We start from the raw sequence: 18,010 nt of genomic DNA, 5'->3' as shown, positions 1-18,010 counted from the left end.
GCGCCGCCGGGCGGCGTATCCCGAGCCCGACCCGCCGACCAGAGGATGCCGATGCCCCGCCCAGCCCTGCTGATCTTCACCGACCTCGACGGCACGCTTCTGGACCACGAGACCTATTCCCATGCAGAGGCCGCCCCGGCCCTGACGGCGCTGCGCGCAGCCGGGGTGCCAGTGATCCTCGCCTCATCGAAGACCGCCGCCGAAATCGCGCCGCTCCGGGCCGAGCTGGGGCTTTCGGCGCATCCGGCGATTGTCGAGAACGGCGCGGGCCGTCTCGAACCGGGCGCCGAAGCGCCCCGGACCGGCGGTCGCTACCGCGCGCTTCGCACCGCGCTCAGCCAGGTGCCCGCCCCGCTCCGAAGCCGCTTCAGGGGCTTCGGCGATGGCGGCGCGGACTGGATCGCCGAAGTCACCGGGCTTGCCCCCGAGGCCGCCGCGCTGGCCGCGCAGAGGCTCTATTCCGAACCCGGCATCTGGTCGGGCAGCGAGGCCGAAAAGGCCGGGTTCCTGGCCGCGTTGCAGGCGCAGGGGATCAGCGGCCGCGAGGGCGGACGGTTTCTGACGCTGTCCTTCGGGGCCAGCAAGGCCGGGCAGATGGCCGAGATCGCGGCGCGCTACAGCACGCCTTTCGTCGTGGCGCTGGGCGATGCGCCGAATGACCGCGAGATGCTGGAACAGGCCGATCAGGGCTTCATCATCGCCAATCCGCACCGCAGGCCGATGCCGCCGCTGGACGGCGAAGAGACGGGACGGATCCAGCGGATCGCCGCAGCCGGTCCGAAAGGTTGGAACCTTGCTCTGAGGCAGGTTATCTCTGATTTCGGGATCTGAGCGTCCCGCATTTTTTCCCGGCCCGGGCCTCCCGGGCCTACTGTCCGTTTTCAGGGCAAGATGCCCCGGCAAGGAGCCGCGCAAATGGCCGATTTTCACCAGAACGGCAATGTCGCCACCCTGCACAATCTGCGCTCTGCCCCGGCCGAGCTTCTGGTGCGTGAACTCGCCACCTTCGCCCAGACCCGCAAGATCAGCCTGATCCTGCCCTCGCTGTTTTCCGAACTGGAAGGCGACGCGCTGCCAAGGATCCTCGACGAGCTGGCCGAGGTGCCGTTCCTGCACCGGATCGTGATCGGGCTCGACCAGGCCGACGAGGCGCAATTCGCCCATGCGCTGCAATTCTTCGACCGGCTGCCGCAGAACCATGTGGTGATCTGGCAGGACAGCCCGCGGATGCAGGCGATCCATGCCCGTCTGGAGACGCATAACCTGCAGCCGGGCGACCCCGGCAAGGGCCGCAATGTCTGGTTCTGCATGGGCTATCTCATGGCCTGCAAGGACAGCTCGGTGATGGCGCTGCACGATTGCGACATCGTCACCTATTCGCGCGAGATGCTGGCGCGGCTGGTCTATCCGGTGGCGAACCCCAATTTCCCCTATCAGCTGGCCAAGGGCTTTTATCCGCGGATCGGCGCGAACAAGCTGAACGGCCGGGTCAGCCGCCTGCTGGTCAGCCCGATCCTGCTGGCCCTGAAGAAGACCATCGGCGACCGCGATTATCTCGACTATCTCAGGTCCTTCCGCTACCCGCTGTCGGGCGAATTCGCGCTCAGGACCGCGACCCTGCCCGACCTGCGCATTCCCTCGGACTGGGGGCTGGAAATCGGCGTGCTGTCCGAGGCCTGGCGCAACCTCGCGCCGCGCTCGGTCTGTCAGGTCGAGATCTCGGACGCCTATGACCACAAGCACCAGCCGGTGTCGCAGGAAGATGCCAGCAAGGGCCTGTCGCGGATGTCGGTCGATATCTGCAAGTCGATCTTCCGCAAGCTGGCGGCCGACGGCACGGTGTTTTCCGAAGAGATCTTCCGCACGCTGAAGGCCACCTATTACCGCGAGGCGCTGGACCTTCTGGACTGCTATTACAACGACGCGCGGATGAACGGGCTGAGCCTCGACCGGCATGCCGAGGAAAACATCATCGAGCTTTTCGCCCAGAACATCACCGAGGCCGGGCAGGTCTTCCTGGACAACCCGGCCGAGACCCCCTTCATCCCCACCTGGAACCGCGTGAATTCGGCCGACCCGACGCTGATGGACGACATGAGGGCGGCAGTGGCGGCGGATGGCACCGATTACCGGTCTGCGACGAAGTAAGCTGCCCGCGCCCGGGGCGATCGCCACGGGCAGTGACCCGCCAAAGGCAATCGGTCGGCCTAGCCCGGTTCCCGACCGGCGCCATCGCGGTTCGAGATCCAGCGGCACTGATAAGGCGCGAAGGGAATGTCGGTGCCCTGGGGCGAGATCCGCTCGCCCGAGAGCAGGTCGACCCAGTCCTCGCCGCCGATCAGGTTGATCGACAGCGGCGAGACCGACAGCTCCTCGGCGCTGACATTGTGCAGCGCGAAGATCGACTGGTCGCGGTCGAGGCTCTGGCGCCAGAGCCCGAACAGGCGGCGCTCGAGATGCAGGGTGAACTGGGTCGCGTTCGGGTGGAAGGCGGGCTGGCGACGGCGGATGCCGATCCGGCGCTTCATCTGGCGCAGAACCAGCGCCTGCATGCTTTCGGGGTTTTCCAGAAGCGCCAGCAGCGCCGGATAGTCCCAGCGGTGGCGGTTGATCGCCCGCTTGATGCCGGTCTTCTCGACCCCGGCATGATCGTTGGGCGTCGCCAGCAGCGAATGCACGTAGAAGGCCGGGAAGCCCTCCAGCGCCATGACGATGCTCTGCGAGCAGAGGAACCGCTCGACCTGCCAGCCATCCTCGCCCGCCAAGGTGCCCTTCATCGCGTCGAACCAGGTGATGTTCAGCTCATAGGCCGTTTCGCCGCCGCCGACGGTCGAGCGCATCGAGACCTCGCCTCCGAAGGACCGGACCGCGCCGATGATGTCGCCGATCTGTTCTTCGGGCAGCAGCCCCTCGACCGGGCGCATGCCGATCCCGTCATGGGAGGCGGTGAAGTTCAGATAGGCACAGCCCAGCTGCGCGGGCGGCATCGTCGCCTGCCAGCGATGCAGGTATTCGGCCGTGCCCGACAGCAGCGCATGCAGAACCAGCGGCGGCAGCGAGAAGTTGTAGACCGCATGTGCCTCGTTCCGGTTGCCGAAATAGCTGAGATTCTCGTGGTTCGGCACGTTGGTCTCGGTCAGCAGCACGATCGGCTCGACCGCGAAATCGCACAGGACCCGCATCAGCTGGACGATGGCATGAGTCTCGGGCATGTGGATCGAGGGCGTGCCGGGCTCTTTCCACAGGAAAGCGACGGCGTCGAGCCGGACGATCCGCACCCCGTTCTCGACATGCAGCCGCATGATCCGCAGGAATTCCAGCAGCACCTCGGGATTGCGGAAATCGAGATCGACCTGATCGTGACTGAAGGTGCACCAGACATGGCGCGGCCCGTTCGCGGTCTCGACCTCGCGCAAAAGCGGACTGGTCCGCGGACGGACCACCGGGGCCAGATCGTCCTCGGGCGAGGCCTCGAAGAAGAAGCGGTCATAGGGCGGATGGCCCTGCCGGTATTCGCTGAACCAGTGCGACTGGCTGGACACATGGTTCAGCACGAGGTCCGACATCACCCGGAAGCTGCCCGCGATGCGCCGGATATCCTCCCAATCGCCGAGATTGGAATTGACCATGCGGTAATCGGTGACCGCGAAGCCGTCATCCGAGGTGAAGGGAAAGAAGGGCAGGATATGCACGCCCCCGACCGTGCCCGCGAGATGGCGGTGCAGGAAGTCGTTCAGCAGGTCGAGCGGCTTGTGCTGGCCATCGGTGAAGCTGTTGCCATAGGTGATGACCATCGAGTCCTCGCAGGACCACAGCCGGTTCGACGGCATCCGGGCGCGACGGCGGGGCCGCGTTCCGTCGGGCCAGAATGCCTCGACGATCCGGTCGATCAGAAGCTCGCGGTCCTGATCCGGGTAGATCTGGCCGACCAGTCCGGCCAGCTTGATGCGCAGGGTCTGCGTCGTGTCTGTCATTGTGCCCAAGCGTTTTCCGACCTCATTTCTTGCCCGCCGGGGCCGGGCTGGCAAGGCGCCGCGCCCGAAATCCGGGGGCACGCCGCCCGGGCGCCCGGCCGATGCCCGGAATTTGGGCGCGGCTCATGGCTGCGGCCGGATCAGGATGGCGCGGAAGTCGTTCACATTGGTCAGGGTCGGGCCGGGCACCACCTGCGCGCCCAGCGCCGCGAAGAAACCGTGGCTGTCATTGGTGGAAAGCGCCCGGGCCGGGTCGCTGCCCAACCGTCCGGCCTCGGCCAGCGTGGCCGGCCCGATCACCGCGCCCGCGACCTCGGCCGCGCCATCGACCCCGTCGGTGTCGCAGGCGATGGCGTCGATCCCCTCCGCGCCGTCAAGCGCGACCGCCAGGGCCAGCGCATATTCGGCATTGGGCCCGCCGACCCCGTCGCCCCGTCGCGTCACCGTGCATTCGCCGCCCGACAGCAGAAGCAGCGGCGGATCGCCCGGTGCCATCGCCGCCTGCCGCGCGCGCGCCAGATCGGCATGGGAGGCGGCCAGATCGCGCGCCTCGCCCTCCAGCGCATCGCCCAGGATCTCGACCGCGCAGCCCGCGCCGCGCGCGGCCTCGGCCGCTGCCTCGAGCGAGCGGGCGGGCGCCGCGATCACCACATTCTCGACCCGGGCAAGGCGCGGATCGTCGGGGCGGACCGGATCGCCGCCGGCCTCGAGAAAGCTCTGCACCGAAGGCGGCGGCACCACGCCCCAGCGCGCCAGCGCCGCCAGCGCCCGGGCCGCATCGCCGCGATGGCCGACGGTCGGGCCGCTGGCGATATCGGAAGGCGCGTCGCCCGGCACGTCCGAGATCAGCAGCGCCAGCACCCGCGCCGGAAAGGCCGCGGCGGCCAGCCGTCCACCCTTGACCGCCGACAGCTCCTTGCGAATGCCGTTCATCTCGCCGATGGGCGCGCCCGACGCCAAGAGACCCGAGGTCACCAGCCGCTTTTCCTCCAGCGTGATCTGCCCGGCGGGCTGCACCAGCAGGGAGGACCCGCCGCCCGAGATCAGCGCCAGCACCAGATCCTCGGCACTCAGCCCCTCGAGCAGGCGCATCACGCGGCGCGTGGCGACCTCGCCCGCGGCATCGGGCACCGGATGCGCGGCCTCGACGATCTCGACGCCGGCGCAGGGCCGGGCATGGCCGTACCGGGTGATCACCAGCCCCTCGCAGGGGCCCCAGGCCGCCTCGACCGCCTCGGCCATCCGCGCCGAAGCCTTGCCGGCGCCGATCACGACCACGCGACCGGCGGGCCGTGGCGGCAATGCGGGTGCGACCGTCCGCATCGGGTCGGCGGCCGCGACCGCGGTCTCGAAAAGAGCGCGGAGGAAAGCCGGGGGGTCAGCCGGAGAGGCGGCAAGGGGGGCGGAAGGCGGGGCAGGTGCTTGCAGGGTCATGCCGGAAATGATGGGGCAAGCACCGCCCTTGGCAAGAGCAGGCTGGCGGCGGCGCCCAACGGCATGCGGCACCCGCTCAGGAGGCGAGCGCCAGCGCCTCTTCGAGATCGCGGTTGCCAACGACCAGGTCGGCCAGGGTGATGCCGTCGAGCGTGGCGTAGAATTCGGCCAGCGCCCGCTGCAACGCACCCTTCAGCAGGCAACAGCACGAGATCGGGCAGGTATTGGTCGCCGGATCGAAACATTCTGCGAAGGGCACACCTGATTCGAGATGCCGGAAAACCTCGCCCACGGTGATGTCCTCGGGCGTGCGCTTGAGGGTCAGGCCGCCGTTCCGGCCCCGTGTCGTCTTCACCAGACCGTGATGCGCCAATGTGTTGATGACCTGGGCCATGTGGTTTTCCGAGGTATTGCAGGCGCCCGCGATATCCGACTTGCGGACCGTCCGGCCCCCATTGACAGCGCAATACATGAGCGCCCGCATCGCGATGTTCGTCCGGGTGGTCAGCCGCATCGGGGTTCTCTTTTCCAGTTGTGACGGATAATGATCTATCTCACATACGGGTTCTAACAAAAATAGAGCCTGTTAAAGATCACGCAAGCCCTTCGCCGATCCCGGACGCGGGGCGGGTTCAGAAACGGGTGACGGGGCAGGACTTGAGCCGTAAACGCGCGAAGAAGGACGATCCGGCCGCGAAGCGGCTTTCCCAGATGACGGCGCCAGTCATGAGCCTGCTGGAGCGGGCCGGTGCGATGGCGACGGCCGCCTCTCTGCTGTGGCTGATCCAGGCGGCGGCGGTGGCGCTGGCACTTGGCCAGATGCTTCAGCCCGACACCGCCTGGGGACCGACCTGGGCCTTTGCCCTGGTCTTCGTGGCGGTGGGCCTGGGCCGCGCGCTGCTCGACCACCGCGCGGGCGCGCTGTCGTTCCGGGCCGCCGATATCGTCCTGGCGCTGGAACGCGCCCGGCTGGTCACCCGGGAATCGCGGCGTGCGACCGACGACCCGGCCCGCCCGCCGGCGGCGGTGACCGCGACGCTGGCGGCCGAGAAGCTGGCCGCGCTCAGCCCCTTCCTCACCCGCTATGCCCCGGCCAAGCGCCGCTCGACCTTCGTGCCCCTGGTGATCCTCGGCGTCGCCTTCTACTTCTCCTGGGCGATCGGGCTTGTGCTTCTGTTCGCGGGCCCGCTGATCCCGATCTTCATGGCGCTGGTCGGCATCGCCGCCAAGAAGGCCAGCGAGCGGCAGATGGAAGAGCTGTCGAACATGAACGTGCTGCTGCTCGAACGGCTGACGGCGCTGGTCGACATCCGCCTGCTCGATGCGACCGAGCGCACGGTCGAGAGCTTCCGCTCGGCCGCGGACCGGCTGCGCGGGCGCACCATGGAGGTGCTGCGGGTGGCCTTCCTGTCCTCGACGGTACTTGAGCTGTTCTCGGCCATCGGCATCGCCATGGTCGCGGTCTATGTCGGCTTCTCGCTGCTGGGCGAGCTGAACTTCGGAACCTGGGGCACGCCCCTGACCGCCACCGAGGGGATCTTCCTGCTGCTGCTCGCGCCCGACTATTTCCAGCCGCTCCGCGACCTCGCGGCCGCCTGGCACGACAAGGCGGACGCCAATGCCGTGGCGCGCGAGCTGGCCGAACTCGAGGCCCGGGACGAGACCACCTTCCTCGGGCTCGGCGCGGCGGCCGCACCGCTCGAGACCACCGAGGCGCTGTCGGTACGGGGGCTTGCCTACCGCCCGCCGGGCGGACGGCTGATCCGGTTCCCCGATTTCGACCTTCACCCCGGCGAGACGCTGGCGATCACCGGCCCGTCGGGCATCGGCAAGTCCTCGCTGCTGCGGCTGCTTGCAGGCATGGCGGTTCCGGCCGAGGGCGAGATCCGGATCGGCGGGACCGTGCTGTCGCCCGAGACCGCCGATGCCTGGCGCGCCCGGCTGGGCTGGCTGCCGCAGCAGCCGCGCTTCGTTTCGGGCTCGCTGAGGAAGAACCTGACGCTGGCATTGCGGCCCGGGCGCGAGCTGCCGCTCGACCGGGCATTGAAGCTTGCCGCCGCCGATGGCGTGGTGGCGCAGCTGCCGCGCGGACTGAACACCCGGCTCGGCGAGACCGGGGTCGGCGTCTCGGGCGGCGAGGCGCGGCGGCTGATCGTGGCCCGCGCGGCGCATGCCCATCCCGACCTGCTGCTGGCCGACGAGCCGACCGCCGATCTTGACGAGGAAACCGCGACGCTGGTCACCGAGGGGCTGCTAGGGCTGGCGCAAGGCGGCGTCGCGCTGATCGTGGCGACCCATGACCCGGCGCTCGCGGCCCGGATGGACCGCCAGATCGCCATCAAACCGGAGCATGCGGCATGAAGGACATCCTGCAGATCCTGCGCCTGACCTGGCAGGCCCAGCGCGGCCCGCTGATCCGGGGCACCGCGCTGGCAGTGATCGTGGTGGCGATGGGGGTGGCGCTTCTGGGGCTGGCGGGCTGGTTCATCACCGCCGCCGCCGCGGCCGGCCTTGCAGGCATCGGCATCGCCTTCAACGTGTTCCAGCCTTCGGCTGCCGTGCGCTTTCTGGCGCTTGGCCGGACCGCCGCGCGCTATGGCGAGCGGCTGCTGACCCATGACGCGACCCTGAAGGCCCTGACCGACATCCGCGTGGCGCTGCTGCGGGGCGTTCTGGCGCTGCCGTTCCAGACCCTGTCGCGGCTGAGGGGCGCCGAGACCATGAACCGGCTGGTGGCCGATGTCGACGCGCTTGACGGGGTGGTGCTGCGGCTGTTCATTCCGGCGGTAACCGGGGTCATCCTCTATGTCGCCGTCTTCCCGCTGCTGTGGTGGATGACCGATTTTACGCTGGCGATCTGGATCTTCGCGAGCTTCACGCTGGGCTGCGGGCTGGTGCTGATCGGGGCGGGGCGCCATGCGCTTGCGCCCTCGCGCCGGGCCGAGAAGGCGCTGCAGGCCTTCCGCATCCGGCTGATCGACCTGTTGCGCGCCCGCGACGATCTGGTGGTCTATGGCCGCCTGCCCGAACAGACCGAGGCGGTGCAGCTGGCCGAGGCCCGGATGCGCGACAATCTGGGCGCCATCGACCGGCTGGAACGGCGCGCGGGCCTTGCGCTGTCGCTGACCACGACCCTGGCCACGGGCACCGCGCTGGCGCTGGGCGGGGTGCTGGTGGCGCGGGGCGCAATCACGCCCGCGCAGGCGGCGCTGGGCTTCTTCGTGGCGCTGGCGCTGTCGGAGACGGTGCAGCCGCTGCGCCGCGCGCTGGCCGAGCTTGGCCGCATGCTCGACGCCGCCCGGCGCGTGACCCGGCTTCTGCCCGAGGAGGACGGCACGCCCGCGCAGGCCGCCGAACATGCCTCCCCGGCCGTCGCCGCAGAGGGCGCCCCGGCTCTCGAGATGACCGGCATCGCCTATCGCCATCCCGGCGCCGAGGCTCCGGTTCTGAAAGACTTCTCGCTCCGGCTCGATCCCGGGGCCTGCATTGCGCTGACCGGCGCCTCGGGCAGCGGCAAGAGCACCGTTCTGGCGCTGGCCGCCGGCCTCATTCAGCCCGAGGCAGGCAGCATCCGGCTGGCGGGCTGCCCTATCGAGACGCTGTCCGAAACCCGGCTGCGGGCCGGCATGGCCTATCTGCCTCAGCGCAGCATGCTTCTGGGCCAGAGCTTCTTCGACATGCTGGCGCTGGCCGATCCCGGTCTCACCGAACGCGAGGCGCTCGAGCTGATCGAGGCGGTGGCGCTGTCTTCGACGGTCGCGGCGCGCGGCGGGCTTCATGCCTCCCTCAAGGAGAACGGGGCCGGGCTTTCGGGCGGCGAGCAGCGCCGACTGGCGCTGGCCCGGGCGCTGCTGCGGCGTCCGCGCCTGCTGTTGCTCGATGAGCCGACCGAGGGGCTCGACCGGCCGACCGCGACCCGGGTGCTGGGCGCGATCCGCGAGATCCTGCCCGAGGCCGCGATCCTGACCGCCTCGCACAGGAAGGCCGAACGCGACTGGGCCGACCGGCTGATCGCCATGACCTGACCCCGGTGCGGCGCGCGCAGGCGCGTCGCGGCGACTCAGGTCCCGTTAGGGTCAAGCTCGGGCCCGCCATCCAAGCCCTTTCGATGCGCATTGCCGATATGCCGCATTGGCATGCCACACGATTGCATACAAAGGTATATCTGGAACACGTCTAATACTACGGACTCGCGTTTTGGCCACAATGCCATGGAATCCGGATATATTGCGTAATTGAGAGTGAAGGGCCAAAGGAGGCCAGTAATGGAACTCGACATCGTCGAGCTGTCTAGGCTGCAGTTTGCCATGACAGCCATGTATCACTTCCTCTTCGTACCGCTCACGCTTGGCCTGTCGGTCATCGTGGCGATCATGGAGACGGTCTATGTGATGACCAACCGCCCCGTCTGGCGCCAGATGACCAAATTCTGGGCCACGCTGTTCGGCATCAACTTCGTGCTGGGCGTCGCGACGGGCATCACCATGGAGTTCCAGTTCGGGATGAACTGGAGCTATTACAGCCATTATGTCGGCGATATCTTCGGCGCTCCGCTGGCAATCGAAGGGCTGATGGCCTTCTTCCTCGAGGCGACCTTCGTCGGGCTCATGTTCTTCGGCTGGGGCAAGCTGTCCAAGGTGGGCCATTGCGTGGTGACCTGGCTGGTGGCGATCGGGTCCAACTTCTCGGCGCTCTGGATCCTGATCGCCAATGGCTGGATGCAGAACCCCGTCGGGGCCGAGTTCAACCCGATGACCATGCGCATGGAGATGACCTCGTTCTTCGATGTGATGTTCAACGAGGTGGCCCAAGCCAAGTTCGTGCATACCGTCTCGGCGGGCTATGTCACGGCGGCGATCTTCGTTCTGGGCGTGTCGGCCTGGTACCTGCTGAAGGGCCGCCATATCGAGCTGGCACGCCGCTCGATCGCGGTCGCGGCCAGTTTCGGGCTTGCGGGCGCGCTCTCGGCGGTCGTGCTGGGCGACGAGTCGGGCTATAACGCCACCCATACCCAGAAGATGAAACTCGCCGCCATCGAAGGCATGTGGGAGACCCATGCGGCCCCTGCCCCCTTCAACCTCTTCGGCATTCCCGACCAGGCCGACCGCGATACCCAATTCGCGCTTAAGGTGCCGGTGGTGATGGGCCTGATCGGCTCGCGCTCCCTGACCGAGGAACTGCCCGGCATCAACCAGCTGGTGGACGAAGCCGACGCGCGTATCCGCAACGGTCTGATCGCCTATGACGCGCTGATGCAGATCCGGGCCGAGCGGGGCACCGCCACGCCCGAGCTGGCCGCGCAGTTCGAAGAGCATAGCGGCGATCTGGGCTTTGCCTTCCTGCTCAAGCGCTATCTGGAAGATCCGCGCCAGGCGACCGACGCGCAGATCGCGCAGGCCGCGCAGGACACGGTGCCCGAGGTGCTGCCGCTGTTCTGGGCATTCCGGGTGATGGTCATCCTCGGCTTCGGCTTCATCGCGATGATGCTCTACTTCTTCATCCGCGCCAATTTCTACGGCATGCGCTTCCCGCGCTGGGCGCTGCGCGCCGCCGTGGTGGCGATTCCGACGCCCTGGATCGCGGCCGAGATGGGCTGGTTCGTGGCCGAGTTCGGTCGCCAGCCCTGGACGGTGGACGGGGTGCTGCCGACCGCGCTGTCGGTCAGCCATCTGAGCGTGACCCAGGTCGCGCTGACGCTGGCGGGCTTTGTCACCTTCTATTCGGTCCTGTTCGTGATCGAGATCGGGCTGATGCGGAAATACATCCTCAAGGGTCCCTATATGGACGTCGCCGAAACCGACGACTGGACCCGGCGCCATACCGACCGCCTGACCGGCGGCCGTGGCTACGAACCGGCGGAGTAAAGACCGATGATCCTGCATGAATTCGTGGATTTCGACATCCTTCGCGTGATCTGGTGGGGGCTTCTGGGCGTCCTTCTGATCGGCTTCGCCCTGACCGACGGCTTCGATCTGGGCGTCGGCACGCTGCTGCCCTTCGTCGCCAGAACCGATATCGAACGCCGGGTGGCGATCAACACCGTCGGCCCGGTCTGGGAAGGCAACCAGGTCTGGTTCATCTTGGGCGGCGGCGCCATCTTCGCCGCCTGGCCTCCGCTTTACGCGGTCAGCTTCTCGGGCTTCTACCTGGCGATGTTCCTGATCCTCGCGGCGCTGATCCTGCGCCCCGTGGGCTTCAAGTACCGCTCGAAGCGCGAGGACGAACGCTGGCGCTCGGCCTGGGACTGGGCGCTGTTCGTCGGCGGCTTCGTACCCGCGCTGGTCTTCGGCGTCGCCGTGGGCAACGTCCTGCAAGGGGTGCCGTTCCGGCTGACCGACGATCTGCTGTCGATCTATGAGGGCTCGTTCTTCGGGCTGCTGAACCCCTATGCGCTGCTGGCGGGGCTGGTATCGTTGTCGATGCTGGTGATGCATGGCGCGGCCTGGCTGCAGCTCAAGACCGAGGGCATGGTCGCCGACCGCGCGCGCAGCTACGGCGCCTGGGCGGCCCTTGCCACCATCGTCACCTATGCGCTGGCGGGCCTCTGGCTGGCCGGCGGCATCGAGGCCTACAGCTTCGTGGGAACGGTCGCGCCCGACGGGCCGTCGAACCCGCTGATGAACGAGGTCGCCCGTGGCGGATCGTGGATGGCGGCCTATGAGGCGCGGCCCTGGATCGCCATCGCCCCGGCGCTGGGCTTCCTTGGCGCGGCGCTGGCCTTCCTCGGCTTCAAGACCGACAAGGAGGGCTGGACCATGCTGGCCTCGAAACTCTCGATCCTGGGCATCATCGCCTCGGTCGGGCTGACCATGTTCCCGTTCATCCTGCCCTCGAGCCTCGATCCCAGCTCGTCGCTGACGGTCTGGGACAGCTCGTCCTCGCATCTGACGCTGTTCGTGATGCTGGTCTCGGCGGTGATCTTCGTGCCGCTGATCCTGGCCTACACCGCCTGGGTCTACAAGGTGCTCTGGGGCAAGGTCACGGCCTCGGACGTGGTCGATAACAGCGACTCGGTCTACTGAGAAAGGAGCCCGAAGATGTGGTATTTCGCCTGGATCCTCGGCCTGCCGCTGGCCGCGCTTTTCGCGGTCGTCAATGCGATGTGGCTGGAACTGCATGCCGACCGAACCATGATGGACGGCAAGCCGCGCGACGACCGCTGAGCCGGTCGCCGTCGTAAAACGGGGCCGCCATAAGGCCCCCCCTAAGGCCCGTGCCTCCGGCGCGGGCCTTTTCACTGTCGCAGGTCGCCGCGCCCCGGGGCGACGGGTGCTCTCGCGTCAAAAAGATGACTCTTTGACATCTGTTTGGAATCTGCCCTATACGGCGCGGAAACACATGCACGTTCCCGCATGTTTTCAGCCCGAGCCGCACAGGAGCAGCGACCGACATGAGCACGACCGCAGAGACGGACCCCGGCCCCCGAGACAGCCGGCTTGCGCATTTTCCCGTCACCTTCTTCGCCACGGTCATGGGGATGATGGGGCTGACACTGGCCTGGCATGCCGGCGAACAGGTGCTGGGAACCAGGCTGGGGCTGAGCCTCGCCGTTTCGCCTGTCCTGCTCTATGCCTCCTGCGCGCTGCTGGTCGCGGTCGCGGCGCTCTATGCGCTGAAACTGGCGACGCATTTCCCGATGGCCGCGGCCGAGTGGCAGCATCCGGTGCGGCTGGCCTTCTTTCCCACCGCCTCGATCTCGCTGATCCTGTTGTCGGTCGCGCTTATGGGCGACTATCCGGGGCTCGCCCGGCCGGTGTGGATCGCCGGGACCGCCTTGCAGGGGCTGCTGTCGCTGATGGTGATCTCCGACTGGATCGGACAGCGGCATTTCCAGCCGATCCACCTGAACGCGGCCTGGTTCATTCCGCCGGTCGGCAACATCCTGGTGCCGGTGGCGGGCGTGCCGCTGGGACATCCCGAGATTTCCTGGCTGTTCTTCTCGGGCGGCGCGCTGTTCTGGGTGGTGCTGCTGACGCTGGTGATGAACCGGCTGACCTTCCACGACCCGCTGCCGGGGCGGTTGCAGCCGACGCTGGTGATCCTGATCGCGCCGCCCGCGGTCGGCTTCATCTCGTGGATGCGGCTTCACGGCGGGTTCGACCCGCTGGCGATGTTCTTTCTCAATGCCGCCTATGTCTTCGCGCTGATCGTGGCGACGCAACTCCCGCGGATCCTGCGCCTGCCCTTCGCGCTGTCCTTCTGGGCGCTTTCCTTCCCGCTGGCCGCGCTGACCATCGCGACCTTCCTTTACGCCGACGCCAGTGGTTCGGTCTTCCATCTCTGGCTGGGCGGCGCCTTGCTGGCCTTTCTGAGCGCGGTGATCGCGGGGCTGGTCGGGCGCACGCTGCTGGCCATCGCCAGAAACGAGATCTGCCACCCCGAATGACCGGCGGACCGGACCGCGCGACGGGCCGTCAGGCCCGCCGCGGCACCGCGAGGCTCAGCGCAAAGGCGCAGCTGGCCGCGACCACGATGCTGGGTCCGGCGGGCGTGTCGAAATGGTACGACCCCCAAAGCCCGGCCAGCGCCGAGAGCGCGCCGATCCCCGAAGCGATCAGCGCCATCGCCTCGGGCGTGCGCGACCAGGGCCGGGCAGCGGCGGCCGGAACGATCAGCATCGCCACGATCAGAAGCGCCCCCACCACCTGGATCGCCACCGCGACGACCAGCGCCAGCGCCACCGTCAGGACCAGCCGCTCGCGCCCCGGATCGAGCCCCGAGGCCGTCGCCAGTTCCTCGCTGACCGTCACCGTCAAAAGCGCCGTCCAGCGCCAGACGATCAGCGCCAGCACCGCCAGCGCTCCGGCCCAGATCACCGCCAGATCGCTGCGGCCGACCGCGAGGATGTCGCCGAAAAGATAGGCCGACAGATCGACCCGGACCCCGCTGAGAAACGAGACCGAGACCAGGCCGACCGCCAGCGCCGCATGGGCCGCGACGCCCAGCGCGGTATCCATCGCCAGCCCGCGGCCCGACAGCGAGGTGACTGCCAGCGCCATGGCAAGCGCGGCCCCCAGCGTGCCCGCGAAGATCGAGATCGAGAACCCCAGCGCGATGGCGACGCCCAGGATCGCCGCATGGGCCGTGGCCTCGCCGAAATAGGCCATCCGCCGCCAGACCACGAAGGCGCCGAGCGGCCCGGCCGCCAGCGCCACCGCGACGCCCGCCAATGCCGCCCGCACCAGAAAATCGTCAAGCATCGGCCGCCTCCGGTTCGGTCCTGTGTCCCGCCCCGCCCCGGCCCGGCTCCGGCCCGTGCGCGTGGCCTTGCCCGTGACAACCGTCATGGGCATGGTCATGCTGGTGCTGATAGAGCGCCATCGTGCCCTGGGTGCCATGGCCGAACAGCGCCCGGTATTCGGGCGCTGCGGTCACGACATGGGGCTGGCCCTGACAGCAGACATGGCCGTTGAGGCAAAGCACCCGGTCGGTCGCGCTCATCACCACATGCAGATCGTGGCTGACCATCAGCACCGCCGTGCCGGTCTCGCGCCTAAGATCGGCGATCAGCTGGTAGAAGGCCGCGGTGCCGGGCTGATCGAGCCCCTGCGTCGCCTCGTCGAGGATCAGAAGCTCGGGCCCGCCCAGAAGCGCGCGGGCCAGCAGCACGCGCTGGAACTGCCCGCCCGACAGCGCGGTCATCTGCCGGGTCTCGAGCCCGGCCGCACCGACCCTTTCAAGCATCGCCGCGATCTCGGCCGCGCCGCGCCTCTCGGGCAAGGACAGGAAGCGGCGCACCGTCAGCGGCATCCGGTCGTCGACGGCGAGTTTCTGCGGCACATAGCCGATCCGGAGCCCCGGGCGTCTTGTGACAGTGCCCGCGCTCGGCCGGACCGCGCCCAGCACCGCCCGCACCAGTGTCGACTTGCCCGACCCGTTCGGTCCGACCAGGGTGACGATCTCGCCGCCATCGATCGCGAAATCGACCCCGGTCAGAGCGGCGACCCCGCCATAGCGCACCGTCAGCCCGCGCGCGGCAACCAGCGTCATGCCCGCGACTCGCGGCAGGCGGGACAGCGGCCGACCGCCTCGAGGCTCATCCGCTCGATCTCGAACCCCACCGTCCCGGCCGCGGCCAGCATCGCGTCGGCAACGGCCGTACCAGGGGCCTCGGCCACCGCATGGCAGGTGTCGCAGATCAGGAAGGCCGGGCGGTGCGGCTCGCCGGGCCGCATGCAGGCGGCAAAGGCGTTGAGCCGCCGGATCCGGTGCGCGAGTCCGTGATCGACAAGGAAATCCAGCGCCCGGTAGGCAACCGGCGGCTGGCGGGCAAAGCCCGACGCGACCAGCCGGTCGAGCACCTCATAAGCCCCCAGCGCCTGATGCGATTCAAGCAGGATCTCGAGCGTGCGGCGCCGCACCGGCGTCAGCCGCAGCCCCTCGGCCGCGACGATTTCCTCGGCCCGCTCCAGCGTCGCCCGGCGGCAGGCAGCATGGTCATGGGCTGAAAACACCCGCTCGGCATCGATTCTCATCCGGACCCTCTTGACTTGTTATTTTATAACATATTCATTCCACCATACCTTCCGCAAGCGCCATTTCCAAGGAGCCGGTCCATGCGCCCCCTGTTTTTCCCTGTTCTTCTTGCCCTCGCCGCCCCCGCGGCCGCCCAGCCGCCGCGCGTTGTGACCGACATCCCGCCGGTGCAGTCGCTGGTGGCCGAGGTGATGGGCGATCTGGGCAGCCCCGAGATCCTGCTGGATCAGGGCGGCGACCCGCATCACTTCCAGCTGAAGCCCTCGCAGGCCCGCGCGATCAGCGAGGCCGGGCTGGTGTTCTGGGTCGGTCCCGAGCTGACGCCCTGGCTCGACCGGGCGCTGAACGGGCTCGGTCCCGACGCCCAGGCCGTCGCATTGATCGAGGCGCCGGGCACCTATCGACGCAGCTACGACGACGAGGCCCACGATCACGACCATGACCATGACCATGACCATGACCATGACCATGATGGTGAGCCCGAGGATCACCACCACGAGGCCGCCATGCCGGACGAGGATCATGACCATGACGACCACGCGGGCGAGGAGGGGCATCACCATCACGACGGCATCGATCCCCATGCCTGGCTCGATCCCGAGAATGCCCGGGTCTGGGTTCTGCGGATCAGCGGCGCCCTGGCCGAGGCCGATCCGGACAACACCGCCGCCTACGAGGCCAATGCCCATGCGGCACTCGACCGGATCGCGGCGGCCGAGACCGAAGCCAGGCAGCTGCTGGCGCCCGTGGGCGACCGGCCGATCATGGTCTTTCACGATGCCTATGGCTATTTCGCCGAGCATTTCGACCTGACCGTGGCCGGATCCATCGCCATGGGCGATGCCGCCGAACCCGGCGCGGCACGGCTGGCCGGGCTGCGGGACGAGTTGCGGCATGAAGGCGTCGCCTGCCTCTTCCCCGAGGCCCAGCATGACCCGGCCTATGCCGAAGCGATCGCCGAGGGCACCGATGTGCGGGTCGGCGCGCCGCTCGATCCGTCGGGCAGCACGCTCGCCTACGGCCCCGATCTCTACCCGGCGCTGCTGACCGGGCTTGCCCGGACCATCGCCGCCTGTGTCACCGGCACGGAAGGCTGACAGAGGGGCTGAGCCGCGGCCGGACGGGGGGCGCGGCTCAGAGGTCCACCTCGACAGCCACACCCCTGGCCCGGGCCGCCGCGACCGCCCGGGCCGCCACCGCCAGATCCTGCAATCCGACGCCTGTGCCGTCGAAGACCGTGATCTCGTCATCGGACTGACGCCCCGGCGCGGTGCCATTGATGACAGCGCCGATCTCGACGATGTCTTCGGCCGCGATGAGCCCCGCAGCAACGGCATGCTGGGCCTCGCCGATCTCGACCGATTGCGCGATCTCGTCGGCGAAGACCCTGGCGCGGACAAAGATCGCCGGGTCGATCTCCTGCTTGCCCGTCGTGTCGGTGCCCATGCAGGCCAGATGCGTGCCGGGCCGGACATGGGCATCCATGAGCTGGGCCGAGAAGGAGGACGAGATCGTGACGATGACATCGGCCTGCGCGCCGAAATCTTCCAGCGAGACCGCCTCGAAAGGCAGGCCGAGCTCGGCTGCGGTCTCGGCCAGACGGGGCAGCATCTCGGGATGGTAGTTCCAGCCCACGATCTTCTCGAAGCGGCGCTGGGCGACGGCGGCACGGAGCTGGAAGGCCGACTGATGGCCCGCCCCAAGCACGCCCAGCACGCGCGCGTCGCTGCGCGCCAGATAGCGGATCGAGACCGCCGAGGCCGCCGCGGTGCGGAGCGCCGTCAGCAGGTTGCCCCCGACCAGAGCCGCGGGCCGTCCGCTGTCGGGATCGAACAGCACCACGGTCGACTGGTGATTGGTCAGCCCCTTGGCGGCATTGCCCGGCCAGTACCCGCCCGACTTGAGCCCGAGCACGGCCCCCGCCCGGTCGAAGCCCGACTTGAAGCCGTAAAGCGCCTCGGCATGGCCGATCGCCTCGCGGATGACCGGGAAATTATACGCATCGCCGCGTGCCATCGCGGCAAAGACGGCCTCGACCGCCTCGAAACACTGATCGGCCGAGACCAGCCCGGCGATTTCCTTTTCCGGAACGATGAACATCCGCCCCCCATACGATTTTTCGTCGA

Annotated in this window: 16 protein-coding genes; 9 read left to right on the top strand and 7 right to left on the bottom strand. The window is 68.4% G+C overall.

What is annotated here, in order from left to right:
- Nucleotides 1-51: 51 nt before the first annotated feature.
- Complete coding sequence (locus A6W98_RS06710; protein WP_042459476.1) at nucleotides 52-831, top strand: HAD-IIB family hydrolase; 780 nt, start codon at nucleotides 52-54, stop codon at nucleotides 829-831.
- An 84-nt stretch (nucleotides 832-915) separates the two neighbouring features.
- Nucleotides 916-2,148 (top strand): glycosyltransferase family protein, encoded by a 1,233-nt coding sequence (locus A6W98_RS06705; RefSeq protein WP_042459473.1) that lies wholly within the window; start codon nucleotides 916-918, stop codon nucleotides 2,146-2,148.
- Nucleotides 2,149-2,207: 59 nt separating this feature from the next.
- Here A6W98_RS06705 and A6W98_RS06700 read toward each other — a convergent pair whose 3' ends face one another.
- The 3 genes from A6W98_RS06700 to A6W98_RS06690 all read right to left on the bottom strand — a co-directional run bounded on the left by A6W98_RS06700 (nucleotide 2,208) and on the right by A6W98_RS06690 (nucleotide 5,922).
- Nucleotides 2,208-3,974 carry a sugar phosphorylase gene (locus A6W98_RS06700; RefSeq protein WP_042459470.1) on the bottom strand — a complete coding sequence of 589 codons (1,767 nt, stop codon included), beginning with the start codon at nucleotides 3,972-3,974 and terminating at the stop codon, nucleotides 2,208-2,210.
- Nucleotides 3,975-4,097: 123 nt separating this feature from the next.
- On the bottom strand, nucleotides 4,098-5,408 hold the full coding sequence (locus A6W98_RS06695) for a glycerate kinase type-2 family protein (protein ID WP_042459467.1): 1,311 nt from the start codon (nucleotides 5,406-5,408) through the stop codon (nucleotides 4,098-4,100).
- Nucleotides 5,409-5,484: 76 nt separating this feature from the next.
- Nucleotides 5,485-5,922 (bottom strand): RrF2 family transcriptional regulator, encoded by a 438-nt coding sequence (locus A6W98_RS06690; RefSeq protein ID WP_042459463.1) that lies wholly within the window; start codon nucleotides 5,920-5,922, stop codon nucleotides 5,485-5,487.
- 143 nt (nucleotides 5,923-6,065) lie between these two features.
- Between A6W98_RS06690 and cydD the strand changes: the two genes are divergently transcribed.
- The 6 genes from cydD to A6W98_RS06660 all read left to right on the top strand — a co-directional run bounded on the left by cydD (nucleotide 6,066) and on the right by A6W98_RS06660 (nucleotide 13,794).
- Nucleotides 6,066-7,769 (top strand): thiol reductant ABC exporter subunit CydD, encoded by a 1,704-nt coding sequence (gene cydD / locus A6W98_RS06685; RefSeq protein WP_231098379.1) that lies wholly within the window; start codon nucleotides 6,066-6,068, stop codon nucleotides 7,767-7,769.
- Nucleotides 7,766-9,433 (top strand): amino acid ABC transporter ATP-binding/permease protein, encoded by a 1,668-nt coding sequence (locus A6W98_RS06680; RefSeq protein WP_042459460.1) that lies wholly within the window; start codon nucleotides 7,766-7,768, stop codon nucleotides 9,431-9,433. The genes cydD and A6W98_RS06680 overlap by 4 nt, the downstream gene beginning before the upstream one ends.
- 240 nt (nucleotides 9,434-9,673) lie before the next feature.
- Complete coding sequence (locus tag A6W98_RS06675; RefSeq protein WP_042459456.1) at nucleotides 9,674-11,272, top strand: cytochrome ubiquinol oxidase subunit I; 1,599 nt, start codon at nucleotides 9,674-9,676, stop codon at nucleotides 11,270-11,272.
- A gap of 6 nt (nucleotides 11,273-11,278) precedes the next feature.
- On the top strand, nucleotides 11,279-12,430 hold the full coding sequence (gene cydB, locus A6W98_RS06670; RefSeq protein ID WP_042459452.1) for a cytochrome d ubiquinol oxidase subunit II: 1,152 nt from the start codon (nucleotides 11,279-11,281) through the stop codon (nucleotides 12,428-12,430).
- 15 nt (nucleotides 12,431-12,445) lie between these two features.
- Complete coding sequence (cydX, locus tag A6W98_RS06665) at nucleotides 12,446-12,571, top strand: cytochrome bd-I oxidase subunit CydX (RefSeq protein WP_060833721.1); 126 nt, start codon at nucleotides 12,446-12,448, stop codon at nucleotides 12,569-12,571.
- Nucleotides 12,572-12,798: 227 nt separating this feature from the next.
- Nucleotides 12,799-13,794, top strand: a complete 996-nt coding sequence (locus A6W98_RS06660) for an SLAC1 anion channel family protein (protein WP_042459448.1) — start codon at nucleotides 12,799-12,801, stop codon at nucleotides 13,792-13,794.
- Between the two features lie 28 nt (nucleotides 13,795-13,822).
- On the opposite strand, the gene A6W98_RS06655 is transcribed toward A6W98_RS06660, so the two are convergent.
- From A6W98_RS06655 to A6W98_RS06645, 3 genes are read right to left on the bottom strand one after another with little or no spacing between them, the layout of a single operon-like run.
- Entirely contained in the window at nucleotides 13,823-14,608 is a 786-nt protein-coding gene (locus tag A6W98_RS06655) for a metal ABC transporter permease (RefSeq protein ID WP_042459445.1), read from the bottom strand.
- Entirely contained in the window at nucleotides 14,601-15,398 is a 798-nt protein-coding gene (locus A6W98_RS06650; RefSeq protein ID WP_042459443.1) for an ATP-binding cassette domain-containing protein, read from the bottom strand. Before A6W98_RS06650 ends, A6W98_RS06655 begins: the two co-directional genes overlap by 8 nt.
- Entirely contained in the window at nucleotides 15,395-15,883 is a 489-nt protein-coding gene (locus A6W98_RS06645) for a Fur family transcriptional regulator (protein WP_042459440.1), read from the bottom strand. The genes A6W98_RS06650 and A6W98_RS06645 overlap by 4 nt, the downstream gene beginning before the upstream one ends.
- An 81-nt stretch (nucleotides 15,884-15,964) precedes the next feature.
- On the opposite strand from A6W98_RS06645, the gene A6W98_RS06640 reads away from it, so the two are divergent.
- Complete coding sequence (locus tag A6W98_RS06640) at nucleotides 15,965-16,981, top strand: zinc ABC transporter substrate-binding protein (RefSeq protein WP_042459437.1); 1,017 nt, start codon at nucleotides 15,965-15,967, stop codon at nucleotides 16,979-16,981.
- Nucleotides 16,982-17,018: 37 nt separating this feature from the next.
- Here A6W98_RS06640 and bhcD read toward each other — a convergent pair whose 3' ends face one another.
- The gene (gene bhcD / locus A6W98_RS06635; RefSeq protein WP_042459434.1) at nucleotides 17,019-17,984 is read right to left on the bottom strand and encodes an iminosuccinate reductase BhcD; all 966 of its coding nucleotides are present in this window, start codon (nucleotides 17,982-17,984) and stop codon (nucleotides 17,019-17,021) included.
- Between the last annotated feature and the right edge of the window lie 26 nt (nucleotides 17,985-18,010).

Source organism: Rhodovulum sulfidophilum DSM 1374 (assembly GCF_001633165.1).
In the GTDB taxonomy this organism is placed as follows: domain Bacteria; phylum Pseudomonadota; class Alphaproteobacteria; order Rhodobacterales; family Rhodobacteraceae; genus Rhodovulum; species Rhodovulum sulfidophilum.
The sequence above is the reverse complement of the archived record's forward strand: the minus strand, read 5'-3'. Positions and strand labels throughout refer to the sequence as shown.

Bases quoted from the DNA above. Each gene is read 5' to 3' on its own strand.
- A6W98_RS06710 (WP_042459476.1), top strand. From the start codon at position 52: ATGCCCCGCCCAGCCCTGCTGATCTTCACCGACCTCGACGGCACGCTT.
- A6W98_RS06660 (WP_042459448.1), top strand. From the start codon at position 12,799: ATGAGCACGACCGCAGAGACGGACCCCGGCCCCCGAGACAGCCGGCTT.
- A6W98_RS06695 (WP_042459467.1), bottom strand. From the start codon at position 5,408: ATGACCCTGCAAGCACCTGCCCCGCCTTCCGCCCCCCTTGCCGCCTCT.
- A6W98_RS06645 (WP_042459440.1), bottom strand. From the start codon at position 15,883: ATGAGAATCGATGCCGAGCGGGTGTTTTCAGCCCATGACCATGCTGCC.
- A6W98_RS06680 (WP_042459460.1), top strand. From the start codon at position 7,766: ATGAAGGACATCCTGCAGATCCTGCGCCTGACCTGGCAGGCCCAGCGC.
- A6W98_RS06640 (WP_042459437.1), top strand. From the start codon at position 15,965: ATGCGCCCCCTGTTTTTCCCTGTTCTTCTTGCCCTCGCCGCCCCCGCG.
- A6W98_RS06700 (WP_042459470.1), bottom strand. From the start codon at position 3,974: ATGACAGACACGACGCAGACCCTGCGCATCAAGCTGGCCGGACTGGTC.
- A6W98_RS06655 (WP_042459445.1), bottom strand. From the start codon at position 14,608: ATGCTTGACGATTTTCTGGTGCGGGCGGCATTGGCGGGCGTCGCGGTG.
- bhcD (WP_042459434.1), bottom strand. From the start codon at position 17,984: ATGTTCATCGTTCCGGAAAAGGAAATCGCCGGGCTGGTCTCGGCCGAT.
- A6W98_RS06705 (WP_042459473.1), top strand. From the start codon at position 916: ATGGCCGATTTTCACCAGAACGGCAATGTCGCCACCCTGCACAATCTG.
- A6W98_RS06650 (WP_042459443.1), bottom strand. From the start codon at position 15,398: ATGACGCTGGTTGCCGCGCGCGGGCTGACGGTGCGCTATGGCGGGGTC.
- A6W98_RS06675 (WP_042459456.1), top strand. From the start codon at position 9,674: ATGGAACTCGACATCGTCGAGCTGTCTAGGCTGCAGTTTGCCATGACA.
- A6W98_RS06690 (WP_042459463.1), bottom strand. From the start codon at position 5,922: ATGCGGCTGACCACCCGGACGAACATCGCGATGCGGGCGCTCATGTAT.
- cydX (WP_060833721.1), top strand. From the start codon at position 12,446: ATGTGGTATTTCGCCTGGATCCTCGGCCTGCCGCTGGCCGCGCTTTTC.
- cydB (WP_042459452.1), top strand. From the start codon at position 11,279: ATGATCCTGCATGAATTCGTGGATTTCGACATCCTTCGCGTGATCTGG.